Below are 18001 nucleotides of genomic sequence, written 5' to 3' on the forward strand. Positions count from 1 at the left end.
CGCTCCGTAGGAGCCGGCTTGCCGGCGATGGCGTCCTTTGAAATCAATGCATGACTCAAGGGCCTCATCGCCGGCAAGCCGGCTCCTACAGTGGACGCAATGGAGGCTTAGATCGGGTTGGGGCAGTCGATGAACAGGTGTTCCAGGGCAAAGCGCCGGGCCAGGTAGTCGCCCAGGGCCTGCACGCCGTAACGCTCGGTGGCGTGATGGCCGGCGGCGATGAAGCTGATGTCGTTTTCACGGGCGCTGTGGAACGTCTGCTCTGAAGCTTCGCCGCTCAGGTACAAGTCGACTCCGGCCGCCACGGCCTGGTCGATGTAGCCCTGGCCGCCGCCGGTGCACCAGCCCACGCGGCGGATCATCGCGCTGCCTTCGATCAGCAGCGGCTCGCGGCCCATGGCTTCCTGCACACGACGGGCGAAATCGCGCGCCGACAGCGGCTCGGCCAGGGAGCCCACGAGGCCCACAACCTTGAGGTTGTCCGGGTCCAGCGGGCCTTCGACGGTGATGTCCAACTGACGGGCCAATTGCACGTTGTTGCCCACTTCCGGGTGCAGGTCCAGCGGCAGGTGGTAGGCCAGCAGGCTGATGTCGTGCTTGAGCAGGGTCTTGAGGCGGCGCTGCTTCATGCCGGTGATGCATGGGCTTTCGCCTTTCCAGAAATAGCCGTGATGCACCAGCACCAGGTCGGCCTTGGCCTCGACGGCTGCATCGAGCAGCGCCTGGCTGGCAGTCACGCCACTGACAATACGCAACACCTGCGGCCGCCCTTCGACCTGCAGGCCATTGGGGCAGTAATCGGCAATTTTTGCGCTGTTCAAGTAGCGATCCGCTTCTTCAACCAGGGTGCTCAGGGCGACGGCCATAAAAGACTCCTAAATATCCCGTTCAGAGGCGCTCGCGGCCTCGTATAATGCGCGACATTATGGGCGCTCCCGCGCCCCCTGCAACCTGTCAGGACTTACTTGATGCTCAAGGCGCTGCGTTTTTTTGGATGGCCATTGTTGGCCGGCGTGCTGATCGCGATGCTGATCATTCAGCGTTATCCGCAATGGGTCGGCCTGCCAAGCCTGGACGTCAACCTGCAACAGGCACCGCAAACCAACGCGGTGCAACAGGGCCCGGTGACCTATGCCGATGCGGTAGTGGTCGCGGCGCCTGCGGTGGTCAACCTGTACACCACCAAAGTCATCAATAAACCGGCGCATCCGCTGTTTGAAGACCCACAGTTCCGGCGTTTTTTCGGTGACAACTCGCCCAAGCAGCGCCGCATGGAATCGAGCCTCGGCTCCGGGGTGATCATGAGCCCGGAAGGCTACATCCTGACCAACAACCATGTGAGCACCGGCGCCGACCAGATTGTGGTGGCCCTGCGCGATGGCCGCGAAACCCTGGCGCGGGTGGTGGGCAGCGACCCGGAAACCGACCTTGCGGTGCTGAAAATCGACCTGAAGAACCTGCCCTCCATTACCATCGGCCGCTCCGAAGGCCTGCGCGTCGGCGATGTGGCGCTGGCCATCGGCAACCCGTTCGGCGTCGGCCAGACCGTGACCATGGGCATCATCAGCGCCACCGGGCGTAATCAGTTGGGCCTCAACAGCTACGAAGACTTTATTCAGACCGACGCAGCAATCAACCCGGGTAACTCCGGCGGCGCGCTGGTGGATGCCAGCGGCAACCTGACGGGCATCAACACCGCGATTTTCTCCAAGTCCGGTGGCTCCCAAGGCATTGGTTTCGCGATCCCGGTAAAGCTGGCGATGGAAGTGATGAAGTCAATCATCGAGCACGGCCAGGTGATCCGTGGCTGGCTGGGGATTGAAGTGCAGCCGCTGACCAAGGAGCTGTCCGAATCCTTTGGCCTGACCGGGCGCCCCGGCATTGTCATTGCCGGCATCCTGCGCGGCGGTCCAGCGGAAAAAGCCGGGATGCAGGTGGGCGATGTGATCCTCAGCATCGACGGCGAACCGGCTGGCGATGGCCGTCGTTCGATGAACCAAGTGGCGCGGATCAAGCCAACGGAAAAGGTCGCGATCCAGGTCATGCGCAACGGCAAAGAGATCAAACTCCTGGCCGAAGTGGGGCTGCGGCCGCCGCCAGCACCGGTTAAAGAGCAAGAATAAAGGGCGTTCTTAAAGAGATACACTCTCAACAGTCATGTTATATTATTTCAATATTGATATTGGAATGTTAGACCATGACGTCTCGAAAGTTTGCGCCCCTGGCCGGTCTCGCCTTGGGATTGCTGGTGGACCCGGTGTTTGCAGAAGACACCAACACCCTTGAGTTGGGCACCACCAGCATCACCGGTGAGGCGTATGAATCTGCCACCGGCCCGGTCCAGGGCTACCGCGCGACCCGCTCGGCCAGCGCGACCAAGACCGACACGGCCCTGCGCGATATCCCACAATCGATCAGTGTGATTCCCGCCACAGTGCTCAAGGACCTGGGCAGCAACAACGTCGAGCGCGCCCTGGAGTTTGCCGGCGGCGTGTCCAAGCAGAACAACTTCGGCGGCCTGACCCTTTACGAGTACAGCATTCGCGGCTTCACCACGTCACAGTTCTACCAGGACGGTTTCAGCGCCAACCGCGGCTACCCCAGTACGCCGGACACGGCCAATATCGAACGCATCGAAGTGCTCAAGGGCCCCGCCGCCAGCCTGTATGGCCGTGGCGACCCCGGCGGTACCGTAAACATCGTCACCAAGAAGCCCCAAGCCGAAGCCTTCACCACCGTACAGACCAGCGCCGGCAGCTGGGATCGCTACCGCACCGCCGTCGATATCAACACCCCGCTGGACAGCGAAGGCCAGGTGTTATCGCGGGTCAACCTGGCGGTGGAAGACAACCACAGCTTCCGCGATCACGTGCAGAGCAAGCGGGTGTTTGTTGCGCCCTCCTTCAGCTGGCAACTGGACCCGGACACCAGCCTGCTGGTGGAGAGTGAGTTCGTGCGCCACAGCTCGACCTTCGACCGGGGCATCGTGGCCCCCAACAACCGTTGGAGCGGCATGTCGCGCTCGACCTTCCTCGGCGAGCCCAACGACGGCGATATCGACAACCACAACAACCGTCTGCAAGCCACCCTCGAGCATCACTTGAACGATGCCTGGAAGCTGCGCCTAGCCAGCCATTACAAACAGGGCAGCCTGTGGGGCGAAGCCTCGGAGAGCCGTGCGCTGAATGCCGATGGCCATACCGTCAACCGCCGCTACCGCCAACGCTCCATGGGGTGGCACGACAGCATCACCCAACTGGAACTGCGCGGCCTGTTCGAGGTGGGCAGTTGGCAGCATGAACTGCTGATCGGCACCGAGTACGAGGACTACCGCAAGAAAGAACGGGTGACCGCCATCGCCGGCAGTTACCCGATTGATATCTACCGGCCGGTCTATGGCCAGCCCAAGCCCAATGGCCAGCGCTCGGGCAGTGATTTTTTCACCCAGGTGAAAAGCCAGGCGCTGAACCTGCAAGACCAGATCGTCTTTACCGAGCGCCTGCGCGGTGTGGTTGGCATGCGCCTGGAGCACGTCGAGCAACGTTCAGAGGACTTCACCCGTAACGGGGCCAAGAGCCAGAAAACCCACGACGTCATGACGCAACGGGCCGGCCTGCTGTATCAACTGACCCCGCAAGTGGGCCTGTTTGCCAACGCCTCCACCTCGTTCAAACCACAAAGTGAGCTGGATGCTGCCGGCAATTTCCTCAAGCCCGAGGAAGGCGTCGGTTATGAAGTGGGCATCAAGAGCGAGCTGTTCGACGACCGCCTGAGCACCACCCTCGCCGCCTTCCATATCGAGAAGGAAAACACCCTGGCCACGGACCCGGCCACCGACACCAAGCGCGCCATCGGCAAGGCCCGCAGCCAGGGTTTCGACCTGCAATTGACCGGGCAACTGACTGACGCCGTACGGGTGATTGGCGCCTTGCCTACATCGACGCAGAAGTAACCAAGGGCGACCAAGACGTGCCCGCCGGCAGCCGCATTCTCGGCGTGGCCAAGCGCAGTGGCAGCCTGTTGGGCGTGTATGAGTTCCAGGATGGCGCCCTGCGCGGCTCTGACGTGGGCGCGGCGTTTACTTATGTCGGCGACCGTTCGGGCGAGGCTGGCAAAAGCTTCGAGTTGCCGGCGTACCACACCGTCGACCTGCTGGCCCATTACAAAGCCAGCGATAACGTCACCGTGGGCCTGAATCTCAACAACCTGTTCGACGAAAAGTACTACGAGCGCTCCTACAGCAACTACTGGGTCAACCCCGGAGAGCCGCGCAACTTTACCGTCAGCCTGACCCTCAACCTGTAAAAGGACGTCCCCATGCAAGCGCTCAAATCATTGGCCGTGCTCGGTCTGCTGTTCGCCACCCAGGTCTCGGCCCATGGCCTGTGGACCGAGCAACGCCGGGGCCATATCGAGGTGATCTATGGCCACGGTGCCGAAGACGAAGCCTTCAAGGCGAAGAAGGTCAGCGGTGCCTGGGCCTATGACCCCAGTGGCCGGATGATCCCCGTGACGGTGCAACGCCTGGACGACCAGGCGCGCCTGCAACCGCTCAAGCCGCCTGCGGTGCTGGCGGTGGCGTTTGATAATGGCTTGTGGTCGCAAACCCCGGACAAGAAGTGGGTGAACAAGGGCCGCAGCCAAGTACCCGGCGCCCTCGAAACCACCCAGGCCCTGAAGTACAGCCTGGCGATCTATCAGGCCGGGGCCAAGTTGCCCAAGCTGGATCAATTGAGGATGGTGATCGTGCCCGAGGTCGATCCGCTCACCGTTGGCCCTGGCAAATCCCTGCCGGTGCGGGTGTTGATCGATGGCAAGCCTGCTGCGGGGATCAAGTTGATTGGCGACTACCGCAGCGCGCCGAACACCTTGAGCACCGAGACCGACAAGGATGGCCGGGCCCAGGTACTGGTGCGCAACGAGGCGTTGAATGTGATTGCGGCGCAGGTGGAAGTACCGGTCCAAGGTGATAGCGAGATCCAGACCCGTGCGCTGTTCAGCTCACTGACCTTCCTCGGCCAACCGCACCACGAATAACCCCCAGTGAACCCATCTGGGAGCTGGCTTGTGCAGGGGCTGGCTTGGGTGGGAGCTGGCTCCCACACAAGCCAGCTTCCACATCAGCTCCCACACCAGCCCGCTGCCACGCTAAAGGCTGACAGGCGCTCTTTCGCACAAGGTGTTGAGCGCCACCGCCCATTGCGGATCATCATTGAGGCACGGCACCAACACCAACTCCTCGCCCCCGGCTTCGCGGAACTGCTCCAGCCCGCGATCACCGATCTCTTCCAGGGTCTCGATGCAATCGGCGACAAACGCCGGGCACATCACCAACAACTTCTTCACCCCTTGCTGGGCCAGTGCCTCCAGGCGTGCCTCGGTGTAGGGTTCGATCCACTTCGCCCGGCCCAGGCGCGACTGGAACGCCACCGACCATTTATCGTCCGGCAGGCCCATGCGCGCAGCAAAGTCACGGGCGACGCTGAAGCACTGCCCGCGATAACACGTCGTACGCACCTCGGGCGAGGCATTGGCGCAGCAGTCACCACTGCCTTCAAGCGAATGCCCAGGGTTGAGTTTGTTCAGGTGCCGTTCCGGCAGGCCATGGAAGCTGAACAGCAGGTGATCGTAATCCTGCTGCAAGTGCGGCCTGGCACTGGCCACCAGGGCGTCGAGGTATTCCGGCTGGTCGTAGAACGGTTGCAGGATCGAGAACTGCAGGTTGAGTTGCTTATCCCGCACCACCCGCCGCGCTTTTTCAATCACCGTGGTCACGGTGCTGTCGGCAAATTGCGGATACAGCGGCGCCAGCGTGACCTTGCTGATGCCCTGCCCGGCCAGGCGGGTGAGTACACTTTCGATCGAGGGTTCGCCATAGCGCATCGCCAGCTCCACCGGACCCTGGGTCCACTGGGCGGTCATCTGCTGCTGCAGGCGGCGACTGAGGACTACCAGCGGCGAGCCTTCGTCCCACCAGATCGAGGCGTAGGCATGGGCCGACTGCGCGGGGCGCTTGATCAGGATCAGCGACACCAGCAAGCGCCGGACCGGCCACGGCAGGTCAATCACATAGGGGTCCATCAAAAACTGATTGAGGTAGCTGCGCACATCGGCCACCGAAGTGGACGCCGGTGAACCCAGGTTGACCAGTAACAACGCGTGATCCGTCATGCAACATCCTATCTCTAGAGGCGGCTGGACAAGTCGTCCAGGGCCGCGTGCAAATCAGTGAACTGAAAAATGAAACCGGCAGCCAACAGCCGCTCGGGTACTGCCCTCTGCCCCCCCAGCAATAACCCGGACAACTCGCCCAACCCCAGCCGCAAGGCGAACGCCGGCATGGGCATGAACGCCGGGCGGTGCAGGACCTGGCCCAGGGTCTTGGCGAACTCGCGGTTACGCACCGGCTGTGGCGCGCAGGCATTATAAGGACCGCTGGCGTCAGGTTTATGCAGAAGAAAATCAATCAGGGCGATTTGATCCTTGATATGCACCCACGGCATCCACTGCCGACCATTGCCGATAGGCCCGCCCAGCGCCAGCTTGAAGGGCAGCAACAGCCGCGACAAAAAGCCGCCCTCAGCCGCTAGCACCAAGCCAGTACGCACCAGCACCACCCGCAGGCCAAAAGCTTCGGCGCGCTGGGCGGTTTCTTCCCAGGCGATGCATAACTGGCTGGGGAAATCGTCCTGCACCGGGCCGCTGGCTTCGGTCAGCTCACGCTCACCGCCATCGCCGTACCAACCCACCGCCGAGCCGCTGATCAATACCGCAGGTTTGACTGCCAGGCCCTCGAGCCAGGCCAGCAGGGTTTCCGTCAGGCTGATCCGGCTGCTCCACAGCAACGCCTTGCGTTTGTGGGTCCAGAGGCGGTCGGCAATCGGCGCGCCGGCCAGGTTGATCACCGCATCCACCGGCTGCGTTACATCCTGCAAACGGGCGACGCCCTGCACTTGCGCACCGCACAGCGTGGCGACCTGCGTGGGGTTGCGGCTCCAGACCGTCAACCGATGCCCCTGGGCGCTCCAGTGTTGGCAGAGCTGGCGGCCGATCAGACCCGTACCGCCGGTCAGCAAAATGTGCATGAGATCTTCCTCCTGTAACGTTGGCCGAGCGTCGCTGGTCTATTTTATAAGCAGGGATCTTTTTAATCGGCGCAACCTAGGTTTAACCATAGGTCACGCGACACATTCAGGCATGCCGAAACTTATACCAAAAAACAATATTGTACAGCTATTGGTGTCGGCGTAGTCTGTACCCAACGGTAAAACGAGGCCTCCCATGACTGTTCCTATCGCGATCATCGGTACCGGCATCGCCGGACTTTCGGCCGCCCGAGCGCTAAAAGATGCCGGGCACGTTGTACAACTCTTCGATAAAAGCCGCGGCAGTGGCGGGCGCATGTCCAGCAAGCGCAGCGAAGCCGGTGCACTGGACCTGGGCGCGCAGTATTTCACCGCGCGCGACCGACGTTTCGTCAATGAAGTCCAACGTTGGCAAGCCAATGGCTGGGCTGCCGAGTGGGAGCCGCAACTCTACAATTGCCAATCCGGCCAACTGAGCCCCTCCCCGGACGAACAGACCCGCTGGGTCGGCACCCCGCGCATGAGCGCCATCACCCGCGCCCTGCTCGATGACCTGCCGGTAGAGTTTGGCTGCCGTATCACCGAAGTGTTCCAGGGCCAGCAACACTGGAACCTGCTGGACGCCGATGGCGGCAACCACGGCCCCTTCAGCCACGTGATCATCGCCACCCCGGCGCACCAGGCCACTGCCCTGCTGGCGGCAGCGCCGAAACTGGCGAGCACTGCCGCCGGGGTGAAAATGGACCCGACCTGGGCCATCGCCCTGGCCTTCGACACGCCGCTGGATACCCCTATGGAAGGCTGCTTTGTACAGGACAGCCCCCTGGATTGGCTGGCCCGCAACCGCAGCAAACCCGGGCGCGATGCCACGCCCGACACCTGGATCCTGCATGCCAGCAGTGCCTGGAGCAAAAAGCACCTGGACCTGCCCAAGGAAGCCATTATCGAATTGCTGCACGGCGCCTTTGCCGAATTGCTGCACTGCAGCATGCCGGCGCCCTCCTTCAGCCTCGCCCACCGCTGGCTGTACGCCCGCCCGGCGGGCAGCCATGAATGGGGCGTGCTGGCGGACGCCGACCTGGGGTTGTACGTGTGTGGCGACTGGTGCCTGTCCGGCAGGGTCGAAGGCGCATGGCTCAGCGGCCAGGAAGCGGCGCGGCGCCTGCTCGAACACCTGCAATGAACCGCATCAACCCGGCGAAATTGCTGCTCTCGAAATGGACAGCCACCCAACCTCGGCACAAGGAAAAACATTTCCTGGTCACCGAATTGTTTCGCGATGACGAAGGCAGCGTGCTGGAGATTGAACTGCAAGCCGTCCTCACCCGCCGGTCAGAGCGCCTGGCCTGGCAAAGCCTGCAAGATGCCGAGCGCTGGAAAATCGGCTGGGCGTAAAAACCTGTACAAATAATTTGACTTGTACAGCTTCGGACCTATGATGAGATTTAGTTGTACAGAAATTAAATTCTGTACAGGAATCTTGTAGAGGTTTTGCCATGTCCACCCCAGTGTCCGCCACCGGCAAACCCAAGATCGCCATCAGCGCCTGCCTGCTTGGCGAAAACGTGCGCTTCAACGGCGGGCACAAGCAATCCCCCCTGTGCAGCCAGACACTCGGTGAATACTTTGACTTCGTGCCGCTGTGCCCCGAAGTCGCCATTGGCCTGGGCATCCCCCGCGAGCCGATTCGCCTGGTGGGCGATCCGCAGCAACCGCAGGCCGTGGGCACCGTGCACCGTGAATTGAATGTAACCGCGCCCCTGGACGCCTATGGTCAACAAATGGCCGCCGAGCATACCGACCTGTGCGGCTACATCTTCATGCAGAAGTCGCCGTCCTGTGGCCTGGAACGGGTCAAGGTCTACCGCGACAACGGCACCCCGGTGGACGGCGGCGGGCGCGGCATCTATGCCCAGGCCTTCTGTGCCCGCCACCCCAACCTGCCGGTGGAAGAAGACGGTCGCCTGCACGACCCGGTGCTGCGCGAAAATTTCCTGACGCGGGTGTTTGTGTATGCCACCTGGCAGCAACTGCTGGCAGAGGGCTTGACCCGTCATCGCCTGCTGGCCTTCCACTCGCGCTACAAATACCTGCTGATGGCCCACAGCCCGGCCCACTACAAGAGCCTGGGTCATCTGCTGGGCAGCATGGGCAAGGGCTGCGACCTGCAAGCCCTGGCCAGCGACTATTTCACTGAGCTGATGAGCGCACTGAAAAAGTGCGCGACCCGTGGCACCCATTCCAACGTGCTGCAACACATCAGCGGCTACCTCAAGCAAGCCCTCAGCGCCGACGACAAACAAGAAATGCAGACCCTGATCGGCCAATACCGTCACGGCATCGTGCCGCTGGTGGTGCCGCTGACCCTGCTCAAACATCACTTTCGCCAACACCCGGACCGCTACATCGCGCAACAGGCGTACTTGCAGCCCCATCCGGAAAATCTCAGCCTGCGTAATGCGATCTAACCCATGAATGTTTCCCTGCAACACCCAACCCTACCCGTCGAAGACGTGGCCCAGGCCCTGGAACAAGGCTGGCTGCCGATTCGCGAAGTGGCGCGCCAGACCGGGGTCAACGCGGTGACTTTGCGCGCGTGGGAGCGGCGCTATGGCTTGATCGTGCCCCAGCGCACCCCCAAGGGCCACCGGCTGTTCAACGCCGAACATGTGCAGCGCATCCAGACCATCCTGACCTGGCTCAACCGTGGCGTGCCGGTCAGCCAGGTCAAGCAGTTGATCGACAACGCCCAGCCGGTGGACGACAGCATCGAAAACGAATGGCAGAGCCTGCGCCAGACGCTGGTGCAGGCCATCGCTCAACTGGCCGAACGCCGGGTGGACGATGTGTTCAACCAGGCCATGGCCCTCTACCCACCGCGCACTCTGTGCGAGCAGCTGTTGTTGCCGCTGCTCAAGGAACTGGAACAGCGCTGGCAGGGCCAGTTCGGCGCACAGATGGAGCGGGTGTTTTTCCACTCCTGGCTGCGCAGCAAATTTGGCGCGCGGATGTATCACAACAATCGCCAGCTCAATGGCCCGCCGCTGCTGTTGATCAATCATTCCGACCTGCCGCTGGAGCCACACCTGTGGCTGAGCGCCTGGCTGGCCAGCAGTGCCGATTGCCCGGTGGAGGTCTTCGACTGGCCGTTGCCCAACGGCGAACTGGCCTTGGCCGTTGAGCATTTGCAACCGCGCGCCGTGCTGCTGTACTCAAGCAAGGCCATCCATCTGGCGGCCCTGCCGAAACTCTTGAGCGGCACCAACTGCCCGACCCTTATCGCCGGACCAACGGTGTGCATCCACCAGGCCGAGTTGGCGGTATTAACCCAAGACATTCCTCAGTTGTTGCTGGCCGAAGACCCGTTGTCGGCTCATCAACTCCTGATCCAGCGTGGGCTTCTTTAAATGCACCTGATCTGGCTGCGCAGCGATCTGCGCCTGCATGACAACACCGCCCTCGCGGCCGCCTGCCAGCGTGGCCCGACGGCGGCGGTGTACTTGATCACGCCCGGGCAATGGCTGGCCCATGACGACGCACCGTGCAAAGTCGACTTCTGGCTGCGCAACCTCAAGTGCCTGGGCCAGGCCCTGGGTGAGCTGAACATCCCATTGCTGATCCGCCACGCGGATACGTGGGACCAAGCCCCACAGGTATTGCTGCAGTTGTGCCAGGAGTTGTCGGTCCAGACCGTGCACGTCAACGAAGAGTACGGGATCCACGAGAGCCGGCGTGACGCTGCAGTGGCCCAGGCCCTGGAAGCCCAAGGCCTGGGTTTTTACCGCTACCTGGACCAATTGCTGTTCCAGCCCGGCAGCGTGCTGACCAAGACGGGCACCTACTTCCAAGTGTTCAGCCAGTTTCGCAAGGTCTGCTACAACCGCCTGCACAGCGCCCTGCCACGTCGAGTGCCAACCCCCAAGGCCCAGGCCGCGCTGCCATTGGCCAGTGATGCGGTTCCCGAGCAGGTCAAGGGGTTTGCCCCGCCCAGCGACGCCCTGCGCGCACTTTGGCCGGCCGGTGAAGACGAGGCACAGCGGCGCCTTGCGCAGTTTGCCGACGCTCAGATCAGCTACTACAAGGACGAGCGTGACTACCCGGCCAAGCCCGGCACCAGCCAACTGTCGGCGTACCTCGCAGCCGGCGTGGTTTCGCCGCGCCAGTGCCTGCATGCGGCGCTGCAAAGCAACCAGGGTGAATTCGAAAGCGGCGATATCGGCGCCATCACCTGGATCAACGAGTTGCTGTGGCGCGAGTTCTACAAACATATCCTGGTGGGCTACCCACGGGTGTCGCGCCACCGTGCGTTTCGCCCGGAAACCGAAGCCGTGGCCTGGCGCCATGCCCCCGCTGACCTTGCAGCCTGGCAAGAGGCGCGCACCGGCCTGCCGATCATCGACGCCGCGATGCGCCAACTGCTGGAAACCGGCTGGATGCATAACCGCCTGCGCATGGTGGTGGCGATGTTCCTGACCAAGAACCTGCTGATCGACTGGCGCGAAGGCGAGCGCTTTTTTATGCGGCACTTGATCGACGGTGATCTGGCGGCCAACAACGGCGGCTGGCAGTGGAGTTCGTCCACCGGCACTGATTCGGCACCGTACTTCCGCATTTTCAGCCCGCTGAGCCAGTCCGAGAAATTCGACGGCGAAGGGCGCTTTATCAAACAGTGGCTGCCGCAACTGGCGAGCTTGAACAAGAAGGAAGTGCACAACCCCGACGCCGTTGGCGGGCTGTTTGGCGTGGCCGACTACCCGCGCCCCATCGTCGACCTCAAGCATTCCCGTGAGCGCGCGTTGGCGGCCTTTCGTGCCCTGCCCTCACGCCAGGCGGTGGGAGGCGTGTATGAGTGACTTCCTGCGCCAGTTCGCCCAGTCCTTCGCCCGCCTGGACAAGCACAACCTGCACCTGCTCGACAGCCTGTACAGCCAGGACATATCGTTTACCGACCCACTGCATCAGGTCCACGGTATCAGCGCGCTGCAAGCGTACTTCGCCGAGCTTTATAGCAACGTCGAGCAACTGCGTTTTGACTTCCACGCCTTCGACCACGTGGCCGATGGCGAGGGTTATCTGCGCTGGACCATGAGTTTCTGCCACCCACGCCTGGCGGGTGGCCGACAGATTCAGGTCGAGGGCTGCTCCCATCTGCTATGGCACGACAAGGTTTACCGGCACCGCGATTACTTTGATGCTGGCGCGCTGCTTTACGAACACCTACCGGTCCTTGGCCGGCTGGTCCGTTGGTTGAAAGGGAGAATGGCATGAGCCTGAAATCGCCACGGCGTTATTGGCTGACAGGGGCAAGCAGTGGCATCGGTGCCGCATTGGCCGAAGAGCTGCTCGGCAGTGGTGCGCAGGTGGCGCTGAGTGCGCGCTCCAAGGCGCCACTGGAACAACTGGCCCAACGCTACCCCGGGCAAGTGCTGGTGGTCGCCGGCGACTTGACCAACAGCCAGGTGGTACGGGAAATCGGCGAACAGATCGCGCAAACCTGGGGCGCCCTGGACACCGTGATCCTCAATGCCGGCACCTGCGAATATGTGGATGCCAAGCAGTTCGATGCCTCGATTATCGAACACGTGGTGCGCACCAACCTGCTGGCCAGCAGTTATTGCATCGAAGCCGCGCTGCCGCTGCTGCGTGCCGGGCAAACCCCGCATTTGGTGGGGGTCGCCAGTGCCGTCACCTACCTGCCGATGCCCCGCGCAGAAGCCTATGGCGCGTCCAAGGCCGGCCTGCGCTACTTGTTCGAATCCCTGCGCATCGACCTGTCGCCCGAAGGCATCGACGTCACGGTAGTGAGCCCCGGTTTCGTCGACACCCCACTGACCGAACGCAACGATTTCCCTATGCCTCTGAGCTGGCCGGCCGACAAAGCCGCACGGCATATCTTCGGCAAACTTGAAAAACGCCCACTGGAGATCGCCTTCCCGGCCCTGTTCATCGCCACCCTGTGGCCGCTGTCGAAACTGCCGAACCGCGCGCAACTGATTATCGGCAAACGCATGCTGCGCAGCCCGCCGCCGCACAAGGACAACCTGTGAAAGTCGCGATTATCGGCAGCGGAATTTCCGGGCTGACCAGCGCCTATCTGCTCAGCCGCCGCCATGACATCACGCTGTTCGAAGCCGCTGACCGGATTGGCGGCCATACCCACACGGTAGACGTGACCGTCGACGGCGCACAGTACGCGCTGGACACCGGCTTTATCGTGTTCAACGACTGGACCTACCCCAACTTCATCCGCCTGCTGCAGCAAATTGGCGTGCCGTTCAAGCCGACCCAAATGAGCTTCTCGGTCTGCGCCCCGGAGGAAAACGTCGAGTACAACGGCAATAACCTCAACAGCCTGTTCGCCCAGCGCAGCAATATCCTGTCTCCGGGTTTCTGGGGCATGTTGCGCGACATTCTGCGTTTCAATCGCCAGGCGCCCCTGGATTTGCAGGAACAACGCATCAGCGCGCAGATGACCCTGGGTGAATACTTGCAGGCGGGCAATTATGGCCCGCGGTTTATCCGCCACTACATCGTGCCCATGGGCGCGGCGATCTGGTCGATGTCCCTGGCGGACATGCTGGCCTTCCCGCTGCAGTTCTTCGTGCGGTTCTTCAAGAACCACGGCTTGCTGTCGGTGAATAATCGGCCGCAATGGTGCGTGATCGAAGGCGGGTCCAGCCGCTATATCGAGCCACTGACCCACTCGTTTCGCCAGCACATCTGCCTCAACTGCCCGGTACAGAAAGTCGAGCGCACGCCAGAAGGCGCAGTGATCTACAGTGCCGACGGCCGCGAAATCTTCGACAAAGTGATCTTCGCCTGCCACAGCGACCAGGCCCTGGCTTTGCTGGACGATCCCAGCCTGGCCGAACAGCAGATCCTGGGGGCGATAACCTACGCCGACAATGACGTGGTCCTGCACACCGATACGCGCTTGCTGCCCGACCGCCGCCTGGCCTGGGCCAGTTGGAACTATCGGCTGGACGCCAGCACGCACAAGCCGGCAGCCGTCACCTACGCCATGAACATCCTGCAAGGGATCGACAGCGACACCACCTTTTGTGTGAGCCTCAACCAGACAGCGATTATCAACCCACTGAAAATCCTTGCCCGCTACACCTATGCCCATCCGCAATACAGCCTGGCGGCGGTGGCGGCACAGGCACGCTGGGAAGAATTGCATGGCGCGCAGCACACCTATTATTGCGGGGCCTACTGGGCCAGCGGCTTTCATGAAGACGGCGTGGTCAGCGCCCTGCGCGTGGCCCAGGCGTTTGGGGAAACCCTGTGAACAGCGCCCTCTACAGCGGCTGGATTGCCCATCGGCGATTTACCCCCAAGGGCCATGCCTTTCGCTATCGCATCGGCCTGCTGTACCTGGACCTCAGCGAACAGGAGCAGGTGCTGGGGCTGTCACCGTTGGCCGGCAGTGGCCGCTTCGCGCCCTTTGCGTTTCGCCAGCAGGATTACCTGCGTGAGTTGACCCGCGATGGCACCTGCTTGAGCGACGCCGTGCGCCAACTGGTCGGCACGACCCTTGGGCATACACCCCAAGGCAATATCTGCCTGCTGACCCAGGCCCGCAGTTGGGGCCTGGCATTTAACCCGGTGAGTTTCTTCTACTGCTTCGAGGGCGACGGGCAACTGGCGGCGATTGTCTGTGAAGTGACCAACACCCCGTGGCGCGAGCGCTACCACTATGTGCTGCCCGCCCGGGCCCTGGCGGGCGGCGAGCATCAGCATTTCGCGGTGGCCAAGGCATTTCATGTATCGCCCTTCCTGCCCCGGGATCTGCAATACCGCATGAGCTTCAGCCCGCCCGGCCAACGCCTGGGGGTGCATATGGCCGACTGGCAAGGCGAGAGCAAGGTGTTCGACGCCACCTTGAGCCTGCAACGCGAAGCCCTCGACCGCGCCAGCCTGCATCGCTACTTGCGGCGCTTTCCGTGGATGACCGCCAAGACCTGCCTGGCTATCTACTGGCAAGCCCTGCGCCTGCTCCTTAAACGCACACCGATTTTCCCCCATCAGGCGGCCGATGACGCCTGTGCAATTGGGTATCCCAAGGATCGCCACCATGAAATCCCCTAGCTTATCGATCAAATCCCAGCGCCTGAACATCAACGGCCTGACCGGCGCGCTGTTGCGCAAAGCCGTGCTACGCCAACTCGGCAAGCTGCGCCATGGCCAACTGGTGGTGATCGAGGACGGTGAACGCCAGGTGTTCGGGGCACGGGAAGCGCATTTGTTGGGTGAGATCCAGATCCTCGACCCGGCCGTGTGGGGCCTGGTGGCTGCCAACGGTTCCATCGGCGCGGGCGAGGCGTTCATCCATGGTTTCTGGAGCAGCCCGGACCTGACTGCCGTGGTGCGCGTGATGGTCAGCAACCTTGATGTACTGGACGCCCTCGAGGGTGGCCTGGCCAAGCTGGCCCGCCCCTTCACCCAAGGCTTGCACTGGCTCAACCGCAATACCCGCAAGGGCTCGCAAAAAAACATCGCCGCCCACTATGACCTGGGTAACGACCTGTTCCAGGAGTTTCTCGACCCGACCATGATGTATTCGGCGGCGCAGTTCCTTAGCGCCGACGATACGCTGGAGCAGGCACAGCTCAACAAGCTGGAGCGCATCTGCCAGAAACTGGCACTCAAGCCCTCGGACCACTTGCTGGAAATCGGTACTGGCTGGGGCAGCATGGCCCTGTACGCAGCCCAGCAATACGGCTGCCGGGTTACCACGACTACCTTGTCCAAAGAGCAATTTGCCTACACCGAACAGCGCATCCAGGCCTTGGGTTTGCAGAATCAGGTGACGCTGCTGCTGCAGGACTACCGCGACCTGAGCGGGCAGTACGACAAGCTGGTGTCCATTGAAATGATCGAAGCGGTTGGCCATCGTTTCTTGCCCACCTACTTCAAGCAATGCGCACACTTGCTCAAGAGCGACGGGCTGATGTTGCTGCAGGCCATCACCATTCGCGAACAACGCTACGAGCAGGCCAAAAGCAGCGTCGACTTCATCCAGCGCTACATCTTCCCCGGCGGCGCCCTGCCCTGTGTGCAGAAAATGTTGCAGATCGTCAGCCGCGACACCGATATGAACCTGCTGCACATGGAAGACTTCGGCCTGCATTACGCGCGAACCCTGCGCTTGTGGCACGAGAACTTTCGCCGCGCCCATGGCCGGCTCACGGAATTGGGCTACGACGAATACTTCCTGCGGTTGTGGGAGTTCTACCTGTGCTACTGCGAAGGCGGCTTTATGGAGCGCACCATCGGCACTGCGCAATTGCTGCTGGCCAAGCCCAGCGCGGTGACACAACCGCTGCTCGGGCGTTTCAATGCTTAAAAACCTGGCCAACGCCGCGCTGTTCCAGTGCGGCTGGTTTGCCTGTGTGATGGGGGGCGACAGCCTTTGGTTATTGCTCGGGCTGGTCGTGCTGGCAATTCACCTGCTGTGGATAACTTCATGGGCCGCTGAGGGGCGGTTGATCTTGAGCGTGACCGTGCTCGGCACCCTGCTCGACACGCTATTGCGCACGTTAGGCGTGTTCGAGTTCAGTGAACACGGCCCTTTGATTCCTGGGTGGTTGATCTTGCTGTGGGCGTTGCTGGCGACCACCTTGCGCCATTGCCTGGCCTGGAGCGCCCGGCCCTGGTGGCGCGCAAGCCTGCTGGGGGGCGTGGGCGGGCCGCTGTCGTACTACGCCGGCAGCCAGTTGGCAGGCGTGAGCTTCGGATTTGCCACAGCCCCGACCCTGGTGGCAATCGCGCTGCTTTGGGCCGTGGTATTTCCCGGCCTGCACCGGCTCGCGCGCTGACGTCCGTCAGAGCTTTCACACGCATTCGACCGGCTTGCCTTACACTGCGCGTCTATGACCAACATCCCCCACACCCAAATCACCGAACCCGCCGTCACCTGTTCCACGTGCGCAGCCTGCTGCTGTCAATTGGAAGTCATGCTGATCACCGACACCGGCGTGCCTGATCGCTATATCGACACGGACGATTGGGGCGGCGAAGTCATGCTGCGCCTGGACGACGGCTGGTGCGCCGCGCTGGATCGCGACACGATGATGTGCACGATCTATGAAAAACGACCGCTGATTTGCCGGGAATTCGAGATGGGCGCGCCGGAGTGCCTTGAAGAGCGCCAGGGGATTGCAACGGTCTACCGTTGATTCTGAAAACGGTGGTGGTCAAATGTGGGAGCTGGCTTGTGTGGGAGCTGGCTTGCCTGCGATAGCATCACTTCAGTTTGCCTGAAGCACCGAGTCGTCTGCATCGCGGGCAAGCCCGGCTCCCACACAAGCCCGCTCCTACATGGGTCGGGCTGTGCTTGGGGAGTATCAGAGCGGCATGGTGTAGTTCAACGAATAGCTCTCGATACCATCGTTGTGGCTGCTGATGCCCGCGTTGGAATAGTGCGTGGCACGGATCCCCACCTGGTGCCCGCCAGCGAAGCGCAAGCCAAAGCCCAGCCGATCTTCGAACTGGAAAGCCCCGCCAATGTTGTTGTCTTCCACCTTTGTGCGTGAGAACAACGCCACGCCGATCCCCGCTTCGATATAGGGTTTCACCGACTCGCCGGCGAACTCATACACAAACACCGGGGAAAACGACAAGCTGCTGACACTGGCGCGTTCGTCACCATCCCAGAAGGTATAGGCGCCGCTCCAGTAGCCGGTCAGGCGCCCGACATCGCTCTGCAACCAGCTCTTGTCCCAGTCCGATTGCAGGCCCAGGCGATAGGTCATGGTCGAATCGCTTGTATGCCCCACCCCAAATTCCAGGCCGGCAGCCTGGGAAGAAACAGAGTGCCCTACCAAAACGGCCGCAATCGCGGCCAAACAGAACAAGCGCTTCATAAGAAACATCCTTTCCAAACGAAGTTGTATGGTTTTGTATTGCTCATC

18 protein-coding genes and 1 pseudogene are annotated in these 18001 nt (G+C 61.9%); 15 read left to right on the plus strand and 4 right to left on the minus strand.

The features are described 5' to 3' along the window. Positions 1-107: 107 nt before the first annotated feature. Positions 108-866, minus strand: coding sequence for a Nif3-like dinuclear metal center hexameric protein (locus FIV38_RS07850; RefSeq protein WP_029295607.1), 759 nt, complete (start codon positions 864-866; stop codon positions 108-110). 102 nt (positions 867-968) lie between these two features. Between FIV38_RS07850 and algW the strand changes: the two genes are divergently transcribed. The 3 genes and pseudogenes from algW to FIV38_RS07865 all read left to right on the plus strand — a co-directional run bounded on the left by algW (position 969) and on the right by FIV38_RS07865 (position 5037). Next, positions 969-2123 (plus strand): Do family serine endopeptidase AlgW, encoded by a 1155-nt coding sequence (gene algW, locus FIV38_RS07855; protein ID WP_092233571.1) that lies wholly within the window; start codon positions 969-971, stop codon positions 2121-2123. Positions 2124-2197: 74 nt separating this feature from the next. Further along, positions 2198-4305: pseudogene (locus FIV38_RS07860) on the plus strand (TonB-dependent siderophore receptor). 12 nt (positions 4306-4317) lie between these two features. Then, positions 4318-5037 (plus strand): DUF4198 domain-containing protein, encoded by a 720-nt coding sequence (locus FIV38_RS07865; RefSeq protein ID WP_092233568.1) that lies wholly within the window; start codon positions 4318-4320, stop codon positions 5035-5037. Between the two features lie 111 nt (positions 5038-5148). On the opposite strand, the gene hemH is transcribed toward FIV38_RS07865, so the two are convergent. Both hemH and FIV38_RS07875 read right to left on the minus strand, forming a co-directional pair. Beyond that, positions 5149-6171, minus strand: a complete 1023-nt coding sequence (gene hemH, locus FIV38_RS07870; protein ID WP_092233565.1) for a ferrochelatase — start codon at positions 6169-6171, stop codon at positions 5149-5151. A 14-nt stretch (positions 6172-6185) separates the two neighbouring features. After that, positions 6186-7085 carry a TIGR01777 family oxidoreductase gene (locus FIV38_RS07875; RefSeq protein WP_029295618.1) on the minus strand — a complete coding sequence of 300 codons (900 nt, stop codon included), beginning with the start codon at positions 7083-7085 and terminating at the stop codon, positions 6186-6188. Between the two features lie 196 nt (positions 7086-7281). Between FIV38_RS07875 and FIV38_RS07880 the strand changes: the two genes are divergently transcribed. From FIV38_RS07880 to FIV38_RS07935, 12 genes are all read left to right on the plus strand, one after another. Beyond that, complete coding sequence (locus FIV38_RS07880; protein ID WP_029295620.1) at positions 7282-8268, plus strand: NAD(P)/FAD-dependent oxidoreductase; 987 nt, start codon at positions 7282-7284, stop codon at positions 8266-8268. Further along, positions 8265-8480 carry a TIGR02450 family Trp-rich protein gene (locus tag FIV38_RS07885; protein ID WP_092233562.1) on the plus strand — a complete coding sequence of 72 codons (216 nt, stop codon included), beginning with the start codon at positions 8265-8267 and terminating at the stop codon, positions 8478-8480. The genes FIV38_RS07880 and FIV38_RS07885 overlap by 4 nt, the downstream gene beginning before the upstream one ends. A gap of 113 nt (positions 8481-8593) precedes the next feature. Continuing rightward, on the plus strand, positions 8594-9553 hold the full coding sequence (locus FIV38_RS07890) for a YbgA family protein (RefSeq protein WP_083335493.1): 960 nt from the start codon (positions 8594-8596) through the stop codon (positions 9551-9553). A gap of 3 nt (positions 9554-9556) precedes the next feature. Then, on the plus strand, positions 9557-10492 hold the full coding sequence (locus tag FIV38_RS07895) for a MerR family transcriptional regulator (protein ID WP_092233559.1): 936 nt from the start codon (positions 9557-9559) through the stop codon (positions 10490-10492). Continuing rightward, positions 10493-11938 carry a deoxyribodipyrimidine photo-lyase gene (gene phrB, locus FIV38_RS07900; RefSeq protein ID WP_092233556.1) on the plus strand — a complete coding sequence of 482 codons (1446 nt, stop codon included), beginning with the start codon at positions 10493-10495 and terminating at the stop codon, positions 11936-11938. It begins immediately after the preceding gene. After that, on the plus strand, positions 11931-12353 hold the full coding sequence (locus tag FIV38_RS07905; protein WP_092233553.1) for a nuclear transport factor 2 family protein: 423 nt from the start codon (positions 11931-11933) through the stop codon (positions 12351-12353). Before phrB ends, FIV38_RS07905 begins: the two co-directional genes overlap by 8 nt. Further along, complete coding sequence (locus tag FIV38_RS07910) at positions 12350-13132, plus strand: SDR family NAD(P)-dependent oxidoreductase (protein ID WP_029295635.1); 783 nt, start codon at positions 12350-12352, stop codon at positions 13130-13132. Before FIV38_RS07905 ends, FIV38_RS07910 begins: the two co-directional genes overlap by 4 nt. Then, positions 13129-14376 carry an NAD(P)/FAD-dependent oxidoreductase gene (locus tag FIV38_RS07915; RefSeq protein WP_092233550.1) on the plus strand — a complete coding sequence of 416 codons (1248 nt, stop codon included), beginning with the start codon at positions 13129-13131 and terminating at the stop codon, positions 14374-14376. The genes FIV38_RS07910 and FIV38_RS07915 overlap by 4 nt, the downstream gene beginning before the upstream one ends. Then, positions 14373-15176: a DUF1365 domain-containing protein gene (locus FIV38_RS07920; protein WP_070996784.1), complete on the plus strand. Its 804-nt coding sequence runs from the start codon at positions 14373-14375 to the stop codon at positions 15174-15176. The genes FIV38_RS07915 and FIV38_RS07920 overlap by 4 nt, the downstream gene beginning before the upstream one ends. Then, the gene (locus tag FIV38_RS07925) at positions 15163-16434 is read left to right on the plus strand and encodes an SAM-dependent methyltransferase (RefSeq protein WP_092233548.1); all 1272 of its coding nucleotides are present in this window, start codon (positions 15163-15165) and stop codon (positions 16432-16434) included. Before FIV38_RS07920 ends, FIV38_RS07925 begins: the two co-directional genes overlap by 14 nt. Continuing rightward, entirely contained in the window at positions 16427-16906 is a 480-nt protein-coding gene (locus tag FIV38_RS07930) for a DUF2878 domain-containing protein (protein WP_092233545.1), read from the plus strand. Before FIV38_RS07925 ends, FIV38_RS07930 begins: the two co-directional genes overlap by 8 nt. Positions 16907-16960: 54 nt before the next feature. Beyond that, on the plus strand, positions 16961-17266 hold the full coding sequence (locus FIV38_RS07935; RefSeq protein WP_029295648.1) for a YkgJ family cysteine cluster protein: 306 nt from the start codon (positions 16961-16963) through the stop codon (positions 17264-17266). A 168-nt stretch (positions 17267-17434) separates the two neighbouring features. Here FIV38_RS07935 and FIV38_RS07940 read toward each other — a convergent pair whose 3' ends face one another. Continuing rightward, positions 17435-17953 carry an acyloxyacyl hydrolase gene (locus FIV38_RS07940; protein WP_092233542.1) on the minus strand — a complete coding sequence of 173 codons (519 nt, stop codon included), beginning with the start codon at positions 17951-17953 and terminating at the stop codon, positions 17435-17437. Positions 17954-18001: the final 48 nt, after the last annotated feature.

It is taken from the genome of Pseudomonas proteolytica (assembly GCF_007858275.1).
Classification (GTDB): domain Bacteria; phylum Pseudomonadota; class Gammaproteobacteria; order Pseudomonadales; family Pseudomonadaceae; genus Aquipseudomonas; species Aquipseudomonas proteolytica.

What these genes read in the sequence shown, in the direction of transcription:
- FIV38_RS07850 (WP_029295607.1), bottom strand. Translation starts at nt 866, where the DNA reads ATGGCCGTCGCCCTGAGCACCCTGGTTGAAGAAGCGGATCGCTACTTG.
- algW (WP_092233571.1), top strand. Translation starts at nt 969, where the DNA reads ATGCTCAAGGCGCTGCGTTTTTTTGGATGGCCATTGTTGGCCGGCGTG.
- FIV38_RS07865 (WP_092233568.1), top strand. Translation starts at nt 4,318, where the DNA reads ATGCAAGCGCTCAAATCATTGGCCGTGCTCGGTCTGCTGTTCGCCACC.
- hemH (WP_092233565.1), bottom strand. Translation starts at nt 6,171, where the DNA reads ATGACGGATCACGCGTTGTTACTGGTCAACCTGGGTTCACCGGCGTCC.
- FIV38_RS07875 (WP_029295618.1), bottom strand. Translation starts at nt 7,085, where the DNA reads ATGCACATTTTGCTGACCGGCGGTACGGGTCTGATCGGCCGCCAGCTC.
- FIV38_RS07880 (WP_029295620.1), top strand. Translation starts at nt 7,282, where the DNA reads ATGACTGTTCCTATCGCGATCATCGGTACCGGCATCGCCGGACTTTCG.
- FIV38_RS07885 (WP_092233562.1), top strand. Translation starts at nt 8,265, where the DNA reads ATGAACCGCATCAACCCGGCGAAATTGCTGCTCTCGAAATGGACAGCC.
- FIV38_RS07895 (WP_092233559.1), top strand. Translation starts at nt 9,557, where the DNA reads ATGAATGTTTCCCTGCAACACCCAACCCTACCCGTCGAAGACGTGGCC.
- phrB (WP_092233556.1), top strand. Translation starts at nt 10,493, where the DNA reads ATGCACCTGATCTGGCTGCGCAGCGATCTGCGCCTGCATGACAACACC.
- FIV38_RS07905 (WP_092233553.1), top strand. Translation starts at nt 11,931, where the DNA reads ATGAGTGACTTCCTGCGCCAGTTCGCCCAGTCCTTCGCCCGCCTGGAC.
- FIV38_RS07910 (WP_029295635.1), top strand. Translation starts at nt 12,350, where the DNA reads ATGAGCCTGAAATCGCCACGGCGTTATTGGCTGACAGGGGCAAGCAGT.
- FIV38_RS07925 (WP_092233548.1), top strand. Translation starts at nt 15,163, where the DNA reads ATGAAATCCCCTAGCTTATCGATCAAATCCCAGCGCCTGAACATCAAC.
- FIV38_RS07930 (WP_092233545.1), top strand. Translation starts at nt 16,427, where the DNA reads ATGCTTAAAAACCTGGCCAACGCCGCGCTGTTCCAGTGCGGCTGGTTT.
- FIV38_RS07935 (WP_029295648.1), top strand. Translation starts at nt 16,961, where the DNA reads ATGACCAACATCCCCCACACCCAAATCACCGAACCCGCCGTCACCTGT.
- FIV38_RS07940 (WP_092233542.1), bottom strand. Translation starts at nt 17,953, where the DNA reads ATGAAGCGCTTGTTCTGTTTGGCCGCGATTGCGGCCGTTTTGGTAGGG.